Genomic DNA, 20,887 nt, shown 5'->3' with positions numbered 1-20,887 from the left:
CGAAATACGCAATAGCGCTACCTCGGGGCAGGCCCGTGCCTGCCCCGGGTTGATTTCAATCTATGCAGGTGGAAGCTCGCTATCATGCTTATCGATCAGAAAATACCCCTGGGCCAGTACATCGCGTCGTTCGTCGAGTGGCTGACCCAGAACGGCGCGAATTACTTCGACGCCATCGCGCAAGGCCTGGAGTTCATGATCCATGGCGTCACCAGTGCCCTGACTTTCTTCAATCCGTTCGTGCTCATCGCTCTGTTCGCCGCCCTGGCGCATTTCATCCAGCGCAAGTGGGCGCTGACCGCATTCGTTGCCCTGTCGTTCCTGCTGATCCTCAACCTGGGTTACTGGCAGGAAACCATGGAAACCCTGGCGCAGGTCACCTTCGCCACAGTGGTTTGCGTGGCCATCGGCGTGCCACTGGGCATCGTCGCCGCGCACAAACCGATGTTCTATACCGCCATGCGCCCGGTACTCGACCTGATGCAGACGGTACCTACCTTCGTCTACCTGATCCCCACCCTGACCCTGTTCGGCCTCGGTGTGGTGCCGGGGCTGATCTCGACGGTGGTGTTCGCCATCGCCGCGCCGATCCGTCTCACCTATCTGGGCATCTGCGACGTCCCGCAGGAGCTGATGGACGCCGGCAAGGCCTTTGGCTGCTCGCGGCGCCAGCTGCTCACCCGTATCGAACTGCCGCACGCGATGCCAAGCATCGCCGCCGGCGTTACCCAGTGCATCATGCTGTCGCTGTCGATGGTGGTGATTGCCGCCCTGGTCGGCGCTGACGGCCTGGGCAAACCTGTGGTCAACGCACTGAACACCGCCGATATTTCCCTGGGCTTCGAAGCGGGCCTGGCGATCGTGCTGCTGGCGATCATGCTCGACCGTATCTGCAAGCAACCGGACCTGCCGGTAAGGGGTGAAGCATGAGCATCATTCGTTTCGAAGACGTCGACGTCATCTTCTCCAACAAGCCGCGCGAAGCGCTGGCCCTGCTCGACCAGGGCCAGACCCGCGAGCAGATCCTCAAGCAGACCGGCCTGGTGGTGGGTGTCGAAAAAGCCAACCTGGATATCCAGAAGGGCGAGATCTGCGTGCTGATGGGCCTGTCCGGTTCTGGCAAGTCGAGCTTGCTGCGCTGCATCAACGGCCTGAACACCGTCAGCCGCGGCAAGCTGTTCGTCGAGCACGAAGGCAAGCACATCGACATTGCCCACTGCACCCCCGCCGAGCTGAAGATGATGCGCACCAAGCGCATTGCCATGGTGTTCCAGAAATTCGCCCTGATGCCCTGGCTGACGGTGCGCGAGAACATCAGCTTTGGCCTGGAAATGCAGGGCCGCCCCGAGAAGGAACGGCGCAAGCTGGTCGACGAGAAGCTCGAGCTGGTGGGCCTGACCCAGTGGCGCAACAAGAAGCCGGACGAACTGTCTGGCGGCATGCAGCAGCGCGTGGGCCTGGCCCGGGCGCTGGCGATGGATGCCGACATCCTGCTGATGGACGAACCGTTCTCGGCACTGGACCCGCTGATCCGCCAGGGCCTGCAGGACGAGTTGCTTGGCCTGCAGGCCAAGCTGAGCAAGACCATCGTGTTCGTCAGCCACGACCTGGACGAAGCGCTGAAGCTGGGTAGCCGCATCGCCATCATGAAGGACGGGCGGATCATCCAGTACAGCAAGCCGGAAGAGATCGTGCTCAACCCGGCCGACGAGTATGTGCGTACCTTCGTCGCCCACACCAACCCGCTGAACGTGCTGTGCGGGCGCAGCCTGATGCGCAGCCTGGACAACTGCAAGCGGGTGAATGGTTCGGTGTGCCTGGACCCGGGTGGCGATTCGTGGCTGGACCTGGGCGAAGGCAACTCGATCAAGCGCGCACGCCAGGGGCAGAACGGGCTGGAGATGCAGAACTGGGCGCCGGGGCAGTCGGTGGAAGGGCTGGGCCGCAGGCCGACCCTGGTGCACGCGGATATCGGCATGCGTGATGCGCTGCAGATTCGTTACCAGACCGGGAACAAGCTGGTGCTGCAGGAAAATGACAAGGTGGTGGGGATTCTGGGCGACAGCGAGCTGTATCACGCGCTGCTCGGCAAGAACCACGGTTGATGCCATTGGGGCCGCGTTGCGGCCCTTTCGCGACACAAGGCCGCTCCTACAGGGGAACGCGTATCCCTGTAGGAGCGGCCTTGTGTCGCGAAAGGAGGGCAAAGCCCTCCCGACAATGGATCAGCGAACGACGATCCCGCGCGAAGCCATGTAGGCCTTGGCTTCCGGCACCGTGTACTCACCAAAGTGGAAGATACTGGCCGCCAGCACCGCACTGGCGTGCCCTTCCAGAATGCCGTCAGCCAGGTGCTGCAGGTTACCCACCCCGCCCGAGGCAATCACCGGAATACCCAGCGCATCACTGATCGCACGGGTAACACCCAGGTCGAAGCCGTTCTTCATGCCGTCCTGGTCCATGCTGGTCAGCAGGATCTCGCCGGCCCCCAGGCCTTCCATCTTCTTCGCCCATTCAACGGCATCCAGCCCGGTCGGCTTGCGCCCGCCGTGGGTGAAAATCTCCCAACGCGGCTGTTCACCCGGCCCGGACACCTTCTTGGCGTCGATGGCGACAACGATGCACTGCGAACCGAAACGGTCCGCTGCCTCGCCGACAAACTCCGGGTTGAACACCGCGGCCGTGTTGATCGAGACCTTGTCGGCACCGGCATTGAGCAGATTGCGGATGTCCTGCACGGTGCGCACGCCACCGCCCACGGTCAGTGGGATGAACACCTGGCTGGCCATGCGCTCGACGGTATGCAGGGTGGTGTCGCGGCCGTCGACGCTGGCGGTGATGTCGAGGAAGGTGATTTCGTCGGCACCTTGCTCGTCGTAGCGACGGGCGATTTCCACCGGGTCGCCGGCATCACGGATGTTCTCGAACTTGACGCCCTTGACCACCCGGCCGTTGTCCACGTCCAGGCAAGGGATGATGCGCTTGGCCAGTGCCATGGTTCAGTCCTCAGCCTTGGTAGTTGTCGCAGAAGGCCTGGGCCTCGGCGACATCGAGGGTGCCTTCGTAGATGGCACGGCCGGTGATGGCGCCGATGATGCCCGGGGCCTTGGCGTCCAGCAGGGCCTTGATGTCGCCCAGGTTGTGGATGCCGCCCGAGGCGATCACCGGGATCGAGGTAGCTTCTGCCAGCGCCTTGGTGAACGGCACGTTGCAGCCTTGCATCATGCCGTCCTTGGCGATGTCGGTGTAGACGATCGCCGAGACGCCATCGGCCTCGAAACGCTTGGCCAGGTCGATGACCTGCACCGAGCTCACTTCAGCCCAGCCGTCGGTGGCGACGAAGCCGTCCTTGGCGTCCAGGCCAACGATGACCTTGCCCGGGAAGGCCTTGCACGCTTCGGCGACGAACTCCGGCTGCTTGACCGCCTTGGTGCCGATGATCACGTAGCTGACGCCAGCCTTGACGTAGTGCTCGATGGTTTCCAGCGAGCGGATGCCACCGCCGATCTGGATCGGCAGGGTCGGGTAGCGCTTGGCAATGGCGGTGACCACTTCACCGTTGACCGGCTGGCCTTCGAAGGCGCCGTTGAGGTCAACCAGGTGCAGGCGGCGGCAGCCACCCTCGACCCACTTGGCGGCCATGCTCACCGGGTCGTCGGAAAATACCGTGGAGTCTTCCATGCGGCCCTGGCGCAGGCGCACGCAAGCACCGTCCTTCAGATCGATAGCGGGGATAATCAGCATCTTGGGAACCTGTCTGTTCTTGGGTTTTCAGGGCTTCTCGAGCGCCCACAGATCGCTTTCGATGCTCTCGAACCGCTCCTTGAGGTGCAGCTGAACATCGGCAATCGCCCTGTTGTAGTAAAGGGGTGCAATTTCTTTGCTGAACAGCTCGAGGACTTCGGCCACTTCGAACGACCCCAGCTCCAGCTCGAAACGGTCTTCGAGGAAGCGCTTGAGCGTGTGCAGCGCTTCGCGCTCCTGCTCGGGGGCCAGGGTGATGACCGGGGCCTTGGTCTTCGACCTGCTCATTTACCAGCGCCCGTCCCAGGCGACGAAGTTCTGCAGCAGCTGCAGGCCATGGGTATGGCTCTTCTCCGGGTGGAACTGCACGGCAAAGCGCGAGCCATCGGCCAGCGCAGCGGCGAAATCGACACCGTAATGGCCGCGGCCGACCACCTGGGCCGGCTTGCCGGCATTGATGTAGTAGCTGTGCACGAAGTAGAACCGCGCACGGTCGGGGATGTCGTGCCACAGCGGGTGGTCGTTGGTCTGGCCGACTTCGTTCCAGCCCATGTGCGGCACCTTCAGGTGCTCGCCGTCTTCCTGCAGGTCTTTGCCGAAGAAGCGCACCTGGCCGGGGAACATGCCGATGCAGTCGACACCGTCGTTTTCTTCGCTGTGGTCGAGCAGTGCCTGCATACCCACGCAAATGCCGAGGAACGGGCGGTCCTGGCTGACTTCGCGCACCAGGCTGTCGAAGCCCAGGCGGCGGATTTCGGCCATGCAGTCGCGAATCGCGCCCACACCCGGGAATACCACGCGGTCGGCTTCGCGGATGACCGTGGCATCGCTGGTGACCAGCACCTTACCGGCCCCTACATGCTCGAGCGCCTTGGCCACCGAGTGCAGGTTGCCCATGCCATAGTCGATTACGGCTACCGTCTGCATTTACAGGCACCCTTTGGTGGATGGCATCTGCCCGGCCATGCGCTCGTCGAGGGTAATGGCCATGCGCAGGGCGCGGCCGAAAGCCTTGAACACGGTCTCGATCTGGTGGTGGGTGTTGTGGCCACGCAGGTTGTCGATGTGCAGGGTCACCAGGGCGTGGTTGACGAAGCCCTGGAAGAACTCCTGGAACAGGTCGACATCGAAGCCACCGACGCTGGCGCGGGTGTACGGCACGTGCATCTGCAGGCCCGGGCGACCGGAGAAGTCGATGACCACGCGCGACAGCGCTTCGTCCAGCGGCACATAGGCGTGGCCGTAGCGGAAGATGCCCTTCTTGTCACCGATGGCCTGGGCGAATGCCATGCCCAGGGTGATGCCGACGTCTTCGACGGTATGGTGATCGTCGATATGCGTGTCACCCTTGCACTCGATATCCAGATCGATCAGCCCATGGCGGGCAATCTGGTCCAGCATGTGTTCAAGGAAAGGCACACCGATATCGAATCGGGCCTTGCCACTGCCATCGAGGTTGATCGAGCACTTGACCTGGGTTTCCAGGGTATTGCGCTCGACGGAAGCCTTACGTTCGACCATCACCAGCTCCGCAAAATCATTAGGCGAAAAGGGCTTCATTATAGGCCTAGAACGCGCCGGCTTGAAACGCGGATGACATATGGCAGAACGAGGAATTACGCAGGTTGGATACCGTTACAGGTCTATACAACCGCATGGCTTGGGGCTGCTTTGCAGCCCATCGCGACACAAGGCCGCTCCTACAGGGGACCGCGTTCGCAGAGAAAACGGGGACAGATCTAGGAGCGGCCTTGTGTCGCGATGGGGCGCAAAGCGCCCCCAATCAATGGAACAGCACAGCCGTCTTCTGTAGGGTAATCCAAACGCCCCAGGCCAACGGCACGACCACCACCGCCCAGGCCAGCAGCACCAGCGGCAGGCTACCCGGCGCCGCCTTCCACTCCAGCGAGCGCGCCCCGTCGGAGCCCTTGTCATGGCTCAACGCCCGCTCGGCAGCCAGTTCGGCATCGCTCATGAAATGCTTGTCGGCCACTGGTCGCACCAGCATGTTGCAGACAAAGCCCAGCACCAGCAGGCCGGCGAGGATGTAAAGGGTCATGTCATAAGCAGCCGCACGCTCCACCCCGGCCGCCAACTGGTACTCGCGCAGGTAGGTGATAAGCACCGGTCCCAGCACCCCGGCCGCCGCCCAGGCGGTCAGCAGGCGACCATGAATGGCGCCGACCATCTGCGTGCCGAACAGGTCGGCCAGGTAGGCCGGTACCGTGGCAAAACCACCACCGTACATCGACAGAATGATGCAGAACGCCGCCACGAACAGCGCCACGTTACCCAGGTGCCCCATGTTCGGCACCAGGCTGTACAAGCCCACGCCCAGGGCGAAGAAGGCGAAATAGGTGTTCTTGCGGCCAATGTAGTCCGAGAACGACGCCCAGAAGAACCGCCCGCCGATGTTGAACAGGCTCAGCAGGCCGGTGAAGCCGGCGGCAATCGCGGCAATCTGCGCCAGCTGGGCGCTGTTCAGCTCGCTGAAGCTCAGCCCGTTGCCCAGCAGCTTGCCGGCGAACACTTCCTGCAGCAACGGCGAAGCCATGCCGAGGATGCCGATACCCGCCGACACGTTCAGGCACAGCACCAACCAGATCAAGGCGAACTGCGGGGTCTTCCAGGCCACGCTGACGTGCACGTGGCGGTCGGTGACCATGGTGTTGCCAGCTTTCTTCACCGGGGCGCTCCAGCCTTCTGGCTTCCAGCCGGTCGGCGGTACGCGATACGCCAGGGCACCGGCGGTCATGAACACGAAGTAGATCGCCGCCATGACGACGAAGCTCTGCCACACGCCCACTTCCTGCGCATTGCCGAAATGGCCCATCAGCGCGGTGGCCAGCGGTGCACCGACCATGGCCCCACCACCGAAGCCCATGATCGCCATGCCGGTGGCCATGCCGCGCTTGTCCGGGAACCACTTGATCAGGGTCGACACCGGCGAGATGTAGCCCAGGCCCAGGCCGATACCGCCGATTACGCCGGAACCCAGCCACATCAGCCACAGCTGATGGGTTTTCACGCCAATCGCCGAAATCAGCATGCCGCCGCACCAGCACAGCGCCGACACCAGGCCGGCCTTGCGGGGGCCGGCGTGTTCCAGCCAGCCACCCAGCACAGCCGCCGAGCAACCGAGGAAGACGAAGAACAGGGTGTAGATCCAGCTCAGCATGGAAATCGGCCAATCGCATTCGGCGCTGAACATACGGGCCATGAAGCCCATGTCCGCAGCGCAGGCAACCGGGGCGGTGATGCCGAGGGCTTGCGACAGCGGCAGCCAGAACACCGAGAAGCCATAGGCCATGCCGATGCACAGGTGGATGGCCAGGGCGGCCGGGGGGACCAGCCAGCGGTTGAAGCCCGGACGGGCGATGATGCGCTCCTTCGACAGGAAGCCTGGCGCACTGGCCAAGGTCCCCGCCGCGACGGTACTGCTCATGAATCAGATCCTTCTTATAGGGAGGGTGCAGGCAAAGCGGCGCAAGGGTAGCAGCATCAAGTAGCGTGAAAGCAATCTGATATCGTTAATTTTTGCTCGGCTGAAACGGTCCTCTTTCCGAAAACCTGCTCTCCCCTGTAGGAGCGCATTTGATCGCGGGCTGAAAAATCAAGGTCGAAAGCCGTACCATCTGCTGTACGCGTAGGAAATGCCCTGTATCTCTAGTCGAATACGCAGGGGCAACCACTGCGGCGCTATACTCTGGCGCTTGAATTTCAAAAACGGACTACAAGGACTCGCCCATGAAAGCGTTCGGCAAAATCCTGGGACTTGGGCTTCTCGGGTTGCTGCTGATCATCGTGGCGCTGGGCTTCGCCCTGACCCACCTCTTCGATCCCAACGACTACAAAGACGAGATTCGCCAGCTGGCACGTGACAAGGCTCACGTCGAGCTGACCCTCAACGGTGACATTGGCTGGAGCCTGTTCCCGTGGCTGGGCCTGGAGTTGCACGAAGCGAGCATTGCCACCTTGAACAAACCCAAGGAACCGTTCGCCGACCTGCAGATGCTCGGGCTTTCTGTACGTGTGCTGCCACTGCTGCGCCGCGAAGTGCAGATGAGCGACGTGCGCGTCGAGGGCCTGAACCTGACCCTGGCCCGTGACGAACAGGGCCATGGCAACTGGGAAGACATCGGCAAGCCGCTGCCCGCACAGAACGGCGCCAGCGCCGATGCGCAGGCCAGTGCTCCGGCCCAGGCACCGGCCGAACAGGCGTCGGCACCGGTCGCCAGCAACGAACGCGCCGTGAAGCTGGACATCGACAGCCTGACCGTGAACAACGCCCGCGTGCAGTACACCGATGCCAAGACCGGCCAGAGCTACAGCGCCGAAAGCATCCAGCTGAGCACCGGCCCGGTCCACGAAGGGGCGAACATTCCGCTCAAGGCCAGCGCCTTCCTCAGTGCCAGCCAGCCGAACATCAAGGCCCGCACCGAACTGGCCGGCGAGCTGCGCTTCGACCGCAAGCTCAAGCGCTACAACTTCGAAGACATGCGCCTGTCGGGCGAAACCTCGGGTGAGCCCACCGGCGGCAAGACCGTGACCTTCGCCGCCCAAGGCCAGTTGCTGGTCGACCTGGCCGCCAATGTCGCCTCGTGGAACGGCCTGAAAGTCTCGGCCAACCAGCTGCGCGCCCTGGGCGAGCTGAACCTGCGCGACCTGGACAAGGCGCCACAGCTGAGCGGCGGCCTGTCCATCGCCCAGTTCGACCTGCGCACCTTCCTCGACAGCATCGGCCGCCCGCTGCCGGCCACCAACGACCCGGCGGCCTTCGCCAAGCTGGAACTGGTCACCCGCCTGCAGGGCACGCCGAACAGCCTGGCCCTGGAAGACCTGGCGGTGAAGCTGGACGACAGCACCTTCAGTGGCCGCGTGGCCGTCGAAGACTTCGCCAAACAGGCCCTGCGCCTGCAGCTCAAGGGCGACACCTTCAACGCCGACCGCTACCTGCCGGCCAAGAGTGAAGAGGCCAAGGGCGCCACCGCCGCGCGCCAGGCCGAGGTCAAGCAACAGGAAGCCACCGCGGTGGCCGGCCCTGGCACCACGCCGCTTCCCAACGCCCCGACCCAGGTCGCCTGGAGCGACGACAAGCTGCTGCCGGTCGACCGCCTGCGCGCCCTCGACTTGCAGGCCGACCTGGCCTTCGGCTCGCTGACCCTGGACAAACTGCCGATCGAAGACGCCCAGCTCAAGGCTATCGGCCAGGGCGGCCTGCTGACCCTGCAAACCCTGCGCGGTGAACTGTACAACGGCACCTTCGAGGCCAAGGGCACCGTCGACGTGCGCCCTGCCGTGCCGCAACTGGGCGTCAACACCAGCATCCAGCGGGTGCCGGTGGAACACTTCATCAAGACCGAGGGCAAGGAACAGACGCCACCGGTCAAAGGCCTGCTGACCCTGACCAGCGACCTGACCGCCACCGGCAACAGCCAGAAGGCCCTGGTCGACACCCTCAACGGCAACGCCAACTTCGTCATCAACGACGGCGTGCTGGTCAATGCCAACCTGGAACAGCAGCTGTGCAAGGCCATCGCCACGCTGAACCGCAAATCGCTCACCGGCGAGCCTCGCGGCAAGGACACCCCGTTCCAGGAACTGCGTGGCAGCCTGGTAGTACGCAATGGCGTCGCCAACAACCCGGACCTCAAGGCACGCATTCCGGGCCTGACCGTCAATGGCCATGGTGACCTCGACCTGCGTGTACTGGGCATGGACTACAACGTTGGCGTGGTCGTCGAAGGCGACCAGCGCGCCATGCCGGACCCGGCCTGCCAGGTCAACGAACGCTATGTGGGTGTCGAAATACCGCTGCGCTGCCGCGGCCCGCTGGAGCTGGGCGCCAAAGCCTGCCGCCTGGACCAGGACGGCCTGGGCAAGGTTGCCGCCAAGGTGGCCGGCAACCGCCTGCAAGACAAGATCGATGAAAAACTCGGAGACAAAGTGAGCCCGGAACTGAAAGACGCGCTCAAGGGGCTGTTCAAGCGATGAGCCCCGAGCAGTTCTCCAGCGCAGTGCTGGATTGGTATGACGAACACGGCCGGCACGACCTGCCCTGGCAACAGGGCATCAACCCGTACCGGGTGTGGGTGTCGGAAATCATGTTGCAGCAGACCCAGGTCAGCACCGTGCTCAACTACTTCGACCGCTTCATGCAGGCCCTGCCGACCGTGCAGGCCCTGGCCGAGGCGCCGGAGGACGAAGTGCTGCACCTGTGGACGGGCCTGGGCTACTACACCCGGGCACGCAACCTGCAAAAGGCCGCGAAGATCGTGGTCGAACAGCATGGCGGCGAATTCCCGCGCAGTGTCGAGCAGCTCACCGAGCTGCCCGGCATCGGCCGCTCCACCGCCGGCGCCATCGCCAGCATCAGCATGGGCATCCGCGCACCGATCCTCGACGGCAACGTCAAGCGCGTGCTGGCCCGGTACACCGCCCAGGCCGGCTACCCCGGCGAACCCAAGGTAGCCAACCAGCTGTGGGCCACGGCCGAACGCTTTACCCCGCAGCAGCGAGCCAACCACTACACCCAGGCGATGATGGACATGGGCGCCACGCTGTGCACCCGCAGCAAGCCCAGCTGCCTGATCTGCCCGCTGCAGCGCGGCTGCGAAGCGCACCTGCACGGTGAAGAAACCCGCTACCCCGAGCCCAAGCCGCGCAAGGCACTGCCGCAACGCCGCACACTGATGCCACTGCTGGCCAACCACGAAGGCGCCATCCTGCTTTACCGCCGCCCGTCCAGCGGCCTGTGGGGTGGTTTGTGGAGCCTGCCGGAGCTGGACGACATCGCCCAGCTCGACGATCTGGCCTACCAGCACGGCCTGCGCCTGGCTGACAGCCGCGCCATGGACGGCCTGACCCATACCTTCAGCCACTTCCAGCTGGCGATCGAGCCCTGGCTGGTGCGCGTCGACCCGGTCGGCCAGCACGTGGCCGAGGCCGACTGGCTCTGGTATAACCTCGCCACCCCGCCGCGCCTGGGCCTCGCCGCCCCGGTGAAAAAGCTGCTCAAACGCGCGGCCGACGAACTGATTGCAGGAGACGCCCGATGACCCGCACCGTGATGTGCCGCAAGTACAAAGAAGAACTGCCAGGCCTGGAGCGCCCGCCCTACCCCGGCGCCAAGGGCCAGGACATCTTCGAACACATCTCGCAGAAAGCCTGGGCCGACTGGCAGAAGCACCAGACCATGCTGATCAACGAAAAGCGCCTGAACATGATGAACGCCGAGGACCGCAAATTCCTCCAGGGCGAGATGGACAAGTTTTTCGCCGGCGAAGAATACGCCCAGGCGGAAGGCTACGTTCCACCCTCGGAATGACCCCACGGAACGTAAGCGACGGAATTAATTTAAAATTTTTTCAAAAAGTCGTTGACGAGCGGTCTGAAAGTCTATTTAATTCACCTCGTCGCCCAGATAGCTCAGTCGGTAGAGCAGAGGATTGAAAATCCTCGTGTCGGCGGTTCGACTCCGTCTCTGGGCACCACCTTCAAGCTTCTGGTGGTTGCAAAGTTACCCGAAGCGACAACAAGAAACCCGCCTAGTGCGGGTTTTTTGTTGTCTGTGGTTTTTGTTCTCCAGGAAAGCCCCCGCCTCATCGAGGGGGGGGCCGCACTACAAAAACGCTTAACCCTCAAACTCACTCTGCGTCATCTGCCCCAAGTAGGAGACGCTCAACAAATGCAGCGTCTGGCCCGGGACCGAATCGGCGATTTTCTTGATGTCCGCCGCGGTCACCCGATAGTTGTCAGCAGGCAGAGTTCCCGAGCGGTAACCCACCTCCTCGCCGTCTTCGTCATAGCTGATGAAGTTGAGAAAAAAGTAGTGCTTCATGTGTAACCTCCAATTCAAGTGCCCCACACCGTGCGAGGCCTACGCAGCCTATTTGGCACTTGCAGCCGACAGCAGATGGAACCGATGACAAGGTGGCGCCAGGCCATTAGCCATTGACCCGCATCAACGAGGCAGCCACCCACTCTCGATAGCATGGAGCATGGACATCCGAATCGACCCGCAAGGACCTCCATGAGCGAAGAATCCCCCCTCCTGCTCCCCGCCCCCAGCGCGCCCGCCACCACCCAAGCCCGCACGCGCCGCCCACGCCAGCGCAAGCCGGAACCGACGATTACCAGCATCAGCCAGCAGCCTGCAGCGCTGGAAGTCGCCACCGCCCCCAAGGGCAGCAACGAAGACAGCACCTCGGCCCGCTTGCCGACCAGCTACCCATACCGCACCCGTCTGCGTCGCCAGGACTACGAGAAGGCCAAGCACGCGCTGCAGATCGAGCTGCTCAAGGTGCAGAGTTGGGTAAAGGAAACCGGCCAGCGCGTGGTGATTCTGTTCGAAGGGCGCGATGCGGCGGGCAAGGGCGGTACCATCAAGCGTTTCATGGAGCACCTCAACCCACGCGGCGCCCGCATCGTGGCCCTGGAGAAGCCTTCCGAGCAGGAAAAAGGTCAGTGGTACTTCCAGCGCTATATCCAGCATCTGCCCACGGCGGGAGAAATGGTGTTCTTCGACCGCTCCTGGTACAACCGCGCCGGGGTCGAGAAGGTGATGGATTTCTGCTCGCCACTGCAGTACCTGGAGTTCATGCGCCAGGCGCCGGAGCTGGAGCGCATGCTGTGCAACAGCGGCATCCTGCTGTTCAAGTACTGGTTCTCGGTGAACCGCGAAGAGCAGCTGCGCCGCTTCATCTCGCGCCGGGACGACCCGCTCAAGCACTGGAAGCTGTCGCCCATCGACATCAAGTCGCTGGACAAGTGGGAGGACTACACCGCAGCCAAGGAGGCGATGTTCTTCCATACCGACACGGCCGATGCACCGTGGACGGTGATCAAGTCCGATGACAAGAAGCGTGCGCGGATCAACTGCATCCGGCACTTCCTGCATTCGCTGGATTACCCGGGCAAGGACCACAGCGTGGCGCATGCCCCGGATGCGCTGCTGGTCGGGCGCGCATCGCGAGGTTTCGAGGAAGATGAGGCAGAGCCGCAGGCCAGTTGAATCGGCGTGCCTGCTGCGCTTCAATACGCGCAATTTCCGCCCCACCAAGGATTCACCCCATGGCCACCCCCACCAAGCAACAGAAACGCGCCAAGCGCGCCGCCAGCAAGGCCAAGCAGAACCGCATGGTACGCAGCGGCCAGGCAGTCAAGGCCAGCGCTGGCGACAGCGCCAGCATCGAGCAGGTGTACAACAAGGCCATGGAATCGGGCAGCTACGACCCGCTGTTCAAGAAAATGAAGGAAGCCCAGGAAGGCGGCCTGGTGCCGATGATTTCGGTGTTCCTGGTAGACCCGCTGCTGGCCCTGGTGCTCAAGGGGCACAAGGAAGAACACGCCACCGACTACATCGTGCTGGTGTTCAATGCCTACCGCAAATGGCTGGACGGGGCCGACGAAGAGGCCACCATGGCCTGGCTGGAGAGCGATGAGTTCCAGGCAGCCTATGTGGCGGCTTCGGAGCTGGTTGCCAAGCAGCAACAGCAGCAGAAGCAGTTTGGCTGACAGGGCTGGATAACCTGCCCGGGCCCTATCGCCGGCAAGCCGGCTCCCACATGAACACCACAGGCCCGAAGGCAATGCCGTCCCTGTGGGAGCGGGCAAGCCCGCGAAAGGGCCGGAACAGGCAACAAAAAAGGCCGCGCCCTTCACAGGACGCGGCCTTTTCATTTCAGCCAGCGCGGATCAGTTGTCCAGCGCCACCCGCCCGGCAGCTTCACGCTTGCGGTGCACCAGCAAGCCAGCCGCCACAACACCAATGCTCAGCAATGCGGTCGCGATGATTTCGGCGCGGTGGTCCTCACGCAGCGCCATTACCACCAGGATGGCAATGATGAAGGCAATGGTCGCCCAGGTCAGGCCCGGGAACAGCCACATCTTGAAGGTGATCTTCTCGCCGCGGGCCTCACGCTGGGCACGCATGCGCAGCTGCGACACGGCAATCACCAGGTACACCAGCAGCGCAATGGCACCAGAGCTGGCCAGCAGGAACTCGAACACCTGGGCCGGGGCCACGAAGTTGGCGAACACACAGAGGAAGGCCGCTGCAGTGGACAGCAGAACCGCCACATGCGGGGTAGCCGACTTGGTGGTGCGCTGGGCAATGGCCGGGGCGTCACCACGCTTGCTCAGCGAGAACAGCATGCGCGACGAGGTGTACAGCGCCGAGTTCAGGCAGCTGGTCACGGCGATCAGCACGACGATGTCGACGATCAGCTTGGCATTCGGCACGCCGATGCGGCTCAGCACGGTCTGGTAGGAACCGGTCTCGGCCAGGGCCGGGTCGTTCCACGGTACCAGGGCCACGACCAGGAAGATCGACACCAGGTAGAACAGGCAGATACGCCAGATCACCGAGTTGGTGGCGCGGCTGATCTGCTTGCCCGGGTCCTTCGACTCGGCAGCGGCAATGGTAACGATTTCGGTACCCATGAACGAGAACATGGTGGTCAGCATGGCTGCCAGCACCGCGCCCAGGCCGTTAGGCATGAAGCCCTGGGTGTCGAACAGGTGGCTGGCACCGCTTACCTGGCTGCTCGGCACAAAGCCGAACATGGCAGCACAACCCACGGCGATGAAGCCGATGATCGCCAGCACCTTGAGCAGGGCGAACCAGAACTCGAACTCGCCGTAGTTCTTCACGCTGCACAGGTTGGTCAGGGTCAGCGCCAGGGTGATGACCAGGGAGAACGCCCACAGGTCGACCGCAGGGAACCAGGCATGCAGGATGGCCGCGGCGGCGTTGGCCTCCAGCGGAATTACCAGCACCCAGAACCACCAGTACAGCCAGCCAATGGTGAAACCGGCCCAGCGCCCGATGGCGCGGTCGGCATATGTAGAGAACGAACCGGTGTCAGGCGAGGCGACAGCCATTTCACCCAACATGCGCATCACCAGCACGACCAGCGTACCGGCGGCAGCGTAAGCCAGCAGCACGGCTGGGCCGGCAGCAGCGATGGCGTGGCCGGAGCCAACGAACAGGCCGGCACCGATGACGCCAGCGATGGACAGCATGGTCACATGCCGTTGTTTGAGCCCCTGAGCGAGGTCATTGGAATTGTTACCGCTCATTAAAACTACCTTTGTAAGGAGTGGACCACTCCGACTGCGGTTACGGAGCGCGCCTGGGGTTGACCTGGGCGTCGCTGCAATCGGCGGTTTCCTACTGGCAATAAGCGCGCCATGTGCTGAATGCATTCGTCAGAAAAGTCGGCAGGCCTTTTAGCATGCGGTTTGGAGGGCTTTCGGCCAACGGCTGACCGAAAGACCATCAAATCATCGGATTACTGAAATACCCACTTACAAACGCACCAGAGGTGCTCCCCGGTAACACCTGTGCACCGCTGCAATGCAAAAAAGTGCAACCTAAAGGTACAACCTGAAGACCCGACCTCCCCCGTTCGCGGGCATGCCCGCTCCCACAGGTCAGGTGCAACCATTTGAGCTTTTTAACGAACCTGTGGGAGCGGGCGTGTCCGCGAAAGGTCTAAAACCGCTTCCATGAGCGGGCCAAAGCTGGCACCATCGCGCCTTTTTTCATCAAGGCTCTGGTGCTGGGCGACACCTTCGCGGACATCCGCGCGACGTTGCGCTGCAACGATGCGACAAACCGCCCCACCAGCGCCCCGAGTCCCCAGCGACCCTGTTGGCCGTGATAATGCCGCTATGCTAGCTTGGCGCACGCCAGGAAGGCCGCCAACAGCTGGGAACGCACCCGTACACATGAGGACCGCACATGGCTCAGGCCACGCCCGCGCTGGAAATCCGCAATCTGCACAAACGCTACGGCGAGCAGGAAATTCTCAAGGGCATTTCGCTGACCGCACGCGACGGTGACGTGATCTCCATCCTGGGGTCGTCCGGCTCCGGCAAGTCCACCCTGCTGCGCTGCATCAACCTGCTCGAGAACCCGCACCAGGGCGAAATCCTGGTCGCCGGTGAAGCCCTCAAGCTCAAGGCCGCCAAGAACGGCGACCTGGTCGCCGCCGACAACCGCCAGATCAACCGCCTGCGCAGCGAGATCGGTTTCGTCTTTCAGAACTTCAACCTGTGGCCGCACATGTCGATCCTCGACAACATCATCGAGGCGCCGCGCCGCGTGCTCGGCCAGAGCAAGGCCGAGGCCATCGAAGCCGCCGAAGCCCTGCTGAACAAGGTGGGCATCTACGACAAGCGCCACAGCTACCCCGCCCAGCTTTCCGGTGGCCAGCAACAGCGCGCCGCCATTGCCCGTACCCTGGCCATGAAGCCCAAGGTCATCCTGTTCGACGAGCCAACTTCGGCGCTCGACCCGGAAATGGTCCAGGAAGTGCTAAACGTTATCCGCGCATTGGCCGAAGAAGGCCGTACCATGCTGCTGGTGACGCACGAGATGAACTTTGCCCGCCATGTGTCCAGTGAAGTCGTCTTCCTGCACCAGGGCCTGGTCGAAGAGCAGGGATCGCCGCAGCAGGTCTTCGAGAACCCGACCTCGGCGCGTTGCAAGCAATTCATGTCCAGCCACCGCTAACGGAGCAATACATGCACACTTACAAGAAGTTCCTCCTGGCAGCTGCTGCCACGCTGGTGATGTCGGCCAACGCCCTGGCCGCAGAAAAACTGCGCATGGGTATCGAAGCCGCCTACCCACCGTTCAACAACAAGGATGCCAGCGGTAACGTGGTCGGCTTCGACAAAGACATCGGCGACGCCCTGTGCGCCAAGATGAAAGTCGAGTGCTCGGTCGTCACCTCCGACTGGGACGGCATCATCCCGGCCCTGAACGCCAAAAAGTTCGACTTCCTGGTGTCGTCGCTGTCGATCACCGACGAGCGCAAGCAGGCCGTGGACTTCACCGAGCCGTACTACTCCAACAAGCTGCAGTTCATCGCGCCGAAAAACGTCGACTTCAAGACTGACAAACCTTCGCTGAAGGGCAAGGTCATTGGCACCCAGCGCGCAACCTTGGCTGGCACTTACCTTGAAGACAACTACCCGGATGTCGAGATCAAACTCTACGACACCCAGGAAAACGCCTACCTCGACCTGGTTTCCGGCCGCATCGACGGCATCCTGGCCGACAAGTACGTGCAGTACGAGTGGCTGAAGAGCAAAGACGGCTCGAACTTCGAGTTCAAGGGCGAGCCGGTGATGGACAGCGACAAGATCGGCATTGCCGTGCGCAAGGGTGACACCAAGCTGCGCGACGACCTGAACAAGGCCCTGGCAGAAATCAAGGCCGACGGCACGTACAAGAAGATCAACGACAAGTACTTCCCGTTCAGCATCGAATGATCCGCCCCGACCGGCGCGCCCTTGCGGCGCGCCAGTCCCTAGAATGACCTGCCCATGAATATCGACCTGCACGGATTCGGTCCGGCCATGATGGCCGGCACCCTGATGACCGTAAAACTGGCGCTTTGCGCCTTGCTGCTGGGCCTGGTCCTGGGCCTGCTCGGCGCCCTGGCCAAGACTTCCGCGATCAAGCCGCTGCAATGGCTTGGTGGCTTCTATTCGACCCTGGTTCGCGGCGTGCCCGAACTGCTGTGGGTACTGCTTATCTATTTCGGCACCGTCGGCTTGATGAACGCCCTCGGTGAAGCCCTGAACATGCCGGGCCTGGAGCTCAGCGCCTTCGCTGCGGGCGTGATCGCCCTGGGCCTGTGCTTCGGCGCCTACGCCACCGAAGTGTTCCGTGGCGCCATCCTGGCGATCCCCAAGGGCCACCGTGAAGCCGGCCTGGCGCTTGGCCTGTCCAAAGGCCGCATCCTGTCGCGCATCATCCTGCCGCAGATGTGGCGCATCGCCCTGCCCGGCCTTGGCAACCTGTTCATGATCCTGATGAAGGACACCGCCCTGGTGTCGGTGATCGGCCTGGAAGAAATCATGCGCCACGCACAAATCGGCGTGACCGTGACCAAAGAGCCGTTCACCTTCTACATGGTTGCGGCCTGCATCTACCTGAGCCTGACCATCATTGCCATGACCGGCATGCACTTCATGGAAAAACGCGCCGCTCGCGGCTTTGCGAGGGCTGAATAATGAATTGGGAAGTCATCATCAAATGGCTGCCACGCCTGGCCCAGGGTGCGACCCTGACCCTGGAGCTGGTAGCCATCGCGGTGGTTGCCGGGTTGATCCTGGCCATCCCGCTAGGCATCGCCCGCTCCTCGCGCCATTGGTATGTGCGCGCGGTGCCGTTCAGCTACATCTTCTTCTTCCGTGGCACGCCGCTGCTGGTGCAGCTGTTCCTGGTCTACTACGGCCTGGCGCAGTTCGACGCGGTGCGTTCGAGTTCGCTGTGGCCGTACCTGCGCGATCCGTTCTGGTGCACCGTGCTGACCATGACCCTGCACACTGCTGCCTACATCGCCGAGATCCTGCGCGGCGCGCTGCAGTCGATCCCCAAGGGTGAGATCGAGGCGGCGCGGGCGCTGGGCATGTCGCGAGGCAAGACGCTGTTCTACATCATGCTGCCACGCGCCGCGCGCATCGGCCTGCCGGCGTACAGCAACGAAGTGATCCTGATGCTCAAGGCCAGCGCCCTGGCCAGTACCGTGACCCTGCTGGAACTGACTGGCATGGCCCGTACCATCATCGCCCGCACCTACCTGCCGGTAGAGATCTTCTTTGCCGCCGGGGTGTTCTACCTGGTGATCTCGTTCGTGCTGGTGCAGGGCTTCAAGCTGCTGGAGCGCTGGTTGCGCGTGGATGCGTGCCAGGGCCGCTGAGACCACTTAGCTTTCTTCGCGGGTAAACCCGCTCCCACAGGGACCCCACAGCCCTCAAGCTGTGCACTATACCTGTGGGAGCGGGTTCACCCGCGAAGAGGCCCTGAAAACCAACACACATCCCATGCCCAACCACCTCCACAGCCCCCACCTAAGCACCCGCTTCCAGGCCCTCGACCAGTTCCTGATCGAGCACCAGCAGCTGTGGAAACCCCGCCCCTTCACCAGCCTGCAGCTGGCCTGGGAAACCGCCTACCCCGAGCTTGCCGCCCATCTGCGCCAATGCTCCCTGGCAGACGCCGAAACCGACACCACCGCTGCCCCGTTGCCCGCCCCGTTCCCGCAACTGGCCCAGCAAGCCCGACAGCTTTCGGCACTCGGCAACCTCCCGGAAACCGACCTGCCCCCCGCCGCGCATCGCCTCGACGTAGCCGTCCCCGGCCGCAAATGGCAGCAGATCGAAGCCTTCGCCAGCCACCTGGCCTTCCGCGAACAGCCCCGTCACTGGCTGGACTGGTGCTCCGGCAAAGGCCACCTGGGCCGCCGCCTGCTGCAACCCGACCAACACCTGACCTGCCTGGAATACGACGCCGAACTGGTCGCCGCCGGCCAGGCCCTGAGCGTGCACCACCACTTGCCGGCGCAGCATGTGCACCAGGATGTGATGGCCAACGACAGCGCCCGCCACCTGGCTGGCGACAAAAGCGTGGTCGCCCTGCACGCCTGTGGCGACCTGCATGTGCGCCTGATGCAACTGGCCAGCCAGCAAGGTTGCCGGCAACTGGCCGTGGCCCCCTGCTGCTACAACCGCATCGCGGCGCATCAGTACCAGGCGTTATCCACAGCCGCCCAAGCCTCCAGCCTGCGGCTGTCACTGGACGACCTGGGCCTGCCCTTGAGCGAAACCGTTACCGCCGGCGCCCGTGTGCGGCGCCAGCGCGACACCTCGATGGCCCGGCGCCTGGGCTTCGACCTGCTGCAACGCCAGCAGCGCCAGACCGACGAGTACCTGCCGACACCGTCACTACCCGTGGCCTGGCTGGAGAAGCCCTTCGAGCAGTACTGCCGCGACCTGGCCGAACTCAAGCAATTGCAGCTGACTGGCAACCCGGACTGGGCAGCCCTGGAAGCCGCAGGCTGGCAACGCCTGGCCGAGGTCCGCAACCTGGAGCGCGTGCGCAACCTGTTCCGCCGGCCGCTGGAGCTGTGGCTGGTTCTCGATCGCGCCCTGTTCCTCGAAGAACAAGGCTACAACGTGCGCCTTGGCCTCTTCTGCGACTACCCACTCACCCCGCGCAACCTGCTTATCCTTGCCGAACGCGACCGTTAGCCGCAGCACAACCTGTGGATAACTCTGTGAACAAGCTTGTGATTACCTGTTGGATCCAAGCGCTATTTCAAGCGTTTCGCTTATTCCAGCTTGCGCGTCAAGGCCAGTAAAAACAGGCGTTTGCGCAAAGACCGGCGGTGTATCGATCCGGCATGCCTTTCGCGCAAGGCGCCGATGCCACTTGTGCATAAACATTTCTTGTGGTTGGCGACTGCGTCTAAAGCCTTACCCAGAATGGCTTGATTTACGCGGTCCCTTGTAGGAGCGGCCTTGTGTCGCGAAAGGGCTGCAACGCAGCCCCAGCGATCTCTGCAAATACGCCAAAAACGGGGGCCGCCTTGCGGCCCATCGCGACACAAGGCCGCTCCCACACTGACCGCATCAGGGCTCAATGCGCCTTATTCTTGGCAATCTCGATATCGTTCATCAGCGCCTTGGCCATGTCGCACAGATAATCGGCTGCGCCCAGGAATTTATGGTCATCCTCCATATCCCCCTCGCGCACCAGATGCTTGATGTAGCCCATCAGGATCGAGACATGCTCATACGCAGCATCGACGGGGACGCCAGGCTCGACGCGTAGCAGATTGAGGGATGGGTTACCGGCTGCAAGGAAGGTTTCCACGCCTGCGGTGGTGATTGGCTTGGGGCTGCGGGGATCAGTATCGATCGTTTTCAATTTTCAAACTCCCTAGTTCAAAGGAGTTGCCGTGTTCATTCTTTCTCACGGAACAAAGGCGGCAACCGTGCACGAGGTGAGAAACCGAGTGAACATAGGAAGCTCGGCCAGACCAAGGTCTGCCCGCGCACGGTCGCCATTACGCAGCCGATACGTTCAAAATCGGGTTCTCACACCCGGTCGCCAGAGCGACCCGAAAACGGTATCCGTGAGCCATTTCCCCGACAACAGCGATACTTCGGCGGCGCGCGTAGGATAGTTCCGAAGCCACCAAACCCTGAAGCTGTTAGCCCCCTAGTTCAGAATTTTCGTACGGCTGATGGCCCTTTCGCGGGTAAACCCGCTCCCACAGGAATCTCACAAGGCTTGAGAACAGTGATATCTCTGTGGGAGCGGGTTCACCCGCGAAGAGGC

General features: G+C 62.8%; 21 protein-coding genes and 1 tRNA gene. 13 read left to right on the top strand and 9 right to left on the bottom strand.

Annotated features, from left to right (window positions below; translation table 11 throughout):
- Nucleotides 1-81: 81 nt before the first annotated feature.
- Both choW and choV read left to right on the top strand, forming a co-directional pair.
- Nucleotides 82-930: a choline ABC transporter permease subunit gene (gene choW / locus ABNP31_RS01450; RefSeq protein ID WP_169774667.1), complete on the top strand. Its 849-nt coding sequence runs from the start codon at nucleotides 82-84 to the stop codon at nucleotides 928-930.
- Nucleotides 927-2,105 (top strand): choline ABC transporter ATP-binding protein, encoded by a 1,179-nt coding sequence (gene choV / locus ABNP31_RS01445; protein WP_025337373.1) that lies wholly within the window; start codon nucleotides 927-929, stop codon nucleotides 2,103-2,105. Before choW ends, choV begins: the two co-directional genes overlap by 4 nt.
- 120 nt (nucleotides 2,106-2,225) lie before the next feature.
- Here the strand turns inward: choV and hisF are convergent, their stop codons facing one another.
- From hisF to ABNP31_RS01415, 6 genes are all read right to left on the bottom strand, one after another.
- Nucleotides 2,226-2,996, bottom strand: a complete 771-nt coding sequence (gene hisF / locus ABNP31_RS01440) for an imidazole glycerol phosphate synthase subunit HisF (RefSeq protein ID WP_025337372.1) — start codon at nucleotides 2,994-2,996, stop codon at nucleotides 2,226-2,228.
- Between the two features lie 10 nt (nucleotides 2,997-3,006).
- Nucleotides 3,007-3,744 carry a 1-(5-phosphoribosyl)-5-[(5-phosphoribosylamino)methylideneamino]imidazole-4-carboxamide isomerase gene (gene hisA / locus ABNP31_RS01435; protein WP_003257484.1) on the bottom strand — a complete coding sequence of 246 codons (738 nt, stop codon included), beginning with the start codon at nucleotides 3,742-3,744 and terminating at the stop codon, nucleotides 3,007-3,009.
- A 27-nt stretch (nucleotides 3,745-3,771) separates the two neighbouring features.
- Nucleotides 3,772-4,032: a DUF2164 domain-containing protein gene (locus ABNP31_RS01430; RefSeq protein WP_003257483.1), complete on the bottom strand. Its 261-nt coding sequence runs from the start codon at nucleotides 4,030-4,032 to the stop codon at nucleotides 3,772-3,774.
- Nucleotides 4,033-4,671: an imidazole glycerol phosphate synthase subunit HisH gene (gene hisH, locus ABNP31_RS01425; protein ID WP_025337371.1), complete on the bottom strand. Its 639-nt coding sequence runs from the start codon at nucleotides 4,669-4,671 to the stop codon at nucleotides 4,033-4,035. It lies immediately after the preceding gene.
- Complete coding sequence (gene hisB / locus ABNP31_RS01420; RefSeq protein WP_003255736.1) at nucleotides 4,672-5,265, bottom strand: imidazoleglycerol-phosphate dehydratase HisB; 594 nt, start codon at nucleotides 5,263-5,265, stop codon at nucleotides 4,672-4,674.
- A 262-nt stretch (nucleotides 5,266-5,527) separates the two neighbouring features.
- On the bottom strand, nucleotides 5,528-7,189 hold the full coding sequence (locus tag ABNP31_RS01415) for an OFA family MFS transporter (RefSeq protein WP_238067158.1): 1,662 nt from the start codon (nucleotides 7,187-7,189) through the stop codon (nucleotides 5,528-5,530).
- A gap of 302 nt (nucleotides 7,190-7,491) precedes the next feature.
- On the opposite strand from ABNP31_RS01415, the gene ABNP31_RS01410 reads away from it, so the two are divergent.
- From ABNP31_RS01410 to ABNP31_RS01395, 4 genes are all read left to right on the top strand, one after another.
- The gene (locus ABNP31_RS01410) at nucleotides 7,492-9,738 is read left to right on the top strand and encodes an AsmA family protein (protein WP_085691990.1); all 2,247 of its coding nucleotides are present in this window, start codon (nucleotides 7,492-7,494) and stop codon (nucleotides 9,736-9,738) included.
- Nucleotides 9,735-10,802 carry an A/G-specific adenine glycosylase gene (mutY, locus tag ABNP31_RS01405; protein ID WP_013970490.1) on the top strand — a complete coding sequence of 356 codons (1,068 nt, stop codon included), beginning with the start codon at nucleotides 9,735-9,737 and terminating at the stop codon, nucleotides 10,800-10,802. The genes ABNP31_RS01410 and mutY overlap by 4 nt, the downstream gene beginning before the upstream one ends.
- Nucleotides 10,799-11,071 carry an oxidative damage protection protein gene (locus ABNP31_RS01400; RefSeq protein WP_003257478.1) on the top strand — a complete coding sequence of 91 codons (273 nt, stop codon included), beginning with the start codon at nucleotides 10,799-10,801 and terminating at the stop codon, nucleotides 11,069-11,071. Before mutY ends, ABNP31_RS01400 begins: the two co-directional genes overlap by 4 nt.
- 90 nt (nucleotides 11,072-11,161) lie before the next feature.
- Nucleotides 11,162-11,237: transfer RNA gene (locus tag ABNP31_RS01395), tRNA-Phe, on the top strand.
- Between the two features lie 140 nt (nucleotides 11,238-11,377).
- Here ABNP31_RS01395 and ABNP31_RS01390 read toward each other — a convergent pair.
- Nucleotides 11,378-11,584: a hypothetical protein gene (locus ABNP31_RS01390; protein ID WP_350012921.1), complete on the bottom strand. Its 207-nt coding sequence runs from the start codon at nucleotides 11,582-11,584 to the stop codon at nucleotides 11,378-11,380.
- Between the two features lie 192 nt (nucleotides 11,585-11,776).
- Between ABNP31_RS01390 and ppk2 the strand changes: the two genes are divergently transcribed.
- Together ppk2 and ABNP31_RS01380 are read left to right on the top strand one after the other, a co-directional pair.
- Entirely contained in the window at nucleotides 11,777-12,757 is a 981-nt protein-coding gene (gene ppk2 / locus ABNP31_RS01385; protein WP_085591892.1) for a polyphosphate kinase 2, read from the top strand.
- A 59-nt stretch (nucleotides 12,758-12,816) separates the two neighbouring features.
- On the top strand, nucleotides 12,817-13,260 hold the full coding sequence (locus ABNP31_RS01380; protein ID WP_013970488.1) for a hypothetical protein: 444 nt from the start codon (nucleotides 12,817-12,819) through the stop codon (nucleotides 13,258-13,260).
- A 180-nt stretch (nucleotides 13,261-13,440) separates the two neighbouring features.
- On the opposite strand, the gene gabP is transcribed toward ABNP31_RS01380, so the two are convergent.
- A complete protein-coding gene (gabP, locus tag ABNP31_RS01375) occupies nucleotides 13,441-14,826 on the bottom strand; it encodes a GABA permease (RefSeq protein WP_025337364.1) in 1,386 nt (461 codons plus the stop codon).
- Between the two features lie 664 nt (nucleotides 14,827-15,490).
- Between gabP and ABNP31_RS01370 the strand changes: the two genes are divergently transcribed.
- The 5 genes from ABNP31_RS01370 to ABNP31_RS01350 all read left to right on the top strand — a co-directional run bounded on the left by ABNP31_RS01370 (nucleotide 15,491) and on the right by ABNP31_RS01350 (nucleotide 19,794).
- Complete coding sequence (locus tag ABNP31_RS01370; protein ID WP_075044343.1) at nucleotides 15,491-16,264, top strand: ABC transporter ATP-binding protein; 774 nt, start codon at nucleotides 15,491-15,493, stop codon at nucleotides 16,262-16,264.
- A gap of 11 nt (nucleotides 16,265-16,275) precedes the next feature.
- Nucleotides 16,276-17,028, top strand: coding sequence for an ABC transporter substrate-binding protein (locus tag ABNP31_RS01365; protein ID WP_013970486.1), 753 nt, complete (start codon nucleotides 16,276-16,278; stop codon nucleotides 17,026-17,028).
- Nucleotides 17,029-17,082: 54 nt separating this feature from the next.
- Complete coding sequence (locus ABNP31_RS01360) at nucleotides 17,083-17,775, top strand: ABC transporter permease (RefSeq protein WP_013970485.1); 693 nt, start codon at nucleotides 17,083-17,085, stop codon at nucleotides 17,773-17,775.
- Nucleotides 17,775-18,464 carry an ABC transporter permease gene (locus ABNP31_RS01355; protein ID WP_015268628.1) on the top strand — a complete coding sequence of 230 codons (690 nt, stop codon included), beginning with the start codon at nucleotides 17,775-17,777 and terminating at the stop codon, nucleotides 18,462-18,464. Before ABNP31_RS01360 ends, ABNP31_RS01355 begins: the two co-directional genes overlap by 1 nt.
- Before the next feature lie 124 nt (nucleotides 18,465-18,588).
- On the top strand, nucleotides 18,589-19,794 hold the full coding sequence (locus ABNP31_RS01350) for a methyltransferase (protein ID WP_085664143.1): 1,206 nt from the start codon (nucleotides 18,589-18,591) through the stop codon (nucleotides 19,792-19,794).
- A 388-nt stretch (nucleotides 19,795-20,182) separates the two neighbouring features.
- Here ABNP31_RS01350 and ABNP31_RS01345 read toward each other — a convergent pair whose 3' ends face one another.
- Nucleotides 20,183-20,473, bottom strand: coding sequence for a DUF3077 domain-containing protein (locus ABNP31_RS01345; RefSeq protein WP_003257466.1), 291 nt, complete (start codon nucleotides 20,471-20,473; stop codon nucleotides 20,183-20,185).
- Nucleotides 20,474-20,887 lie beyond the last annotated feature (414 nt).

This window comes from Pseudomonas asiatica (genome assembly GCF_040214835.1).
GTDB lineage: Bacteria > Pseudomonadota > Gammaproteobacteria > Pseudomonadales > Pseudomonadaceae > Aquipseudomonas > Aquipseudomonas putida_Z.
The sequence above is the reverse complement of the archived record's forward strand: the minus strand, read 5'-3'. Positions and strand labels throughout refer to the sequence as shown.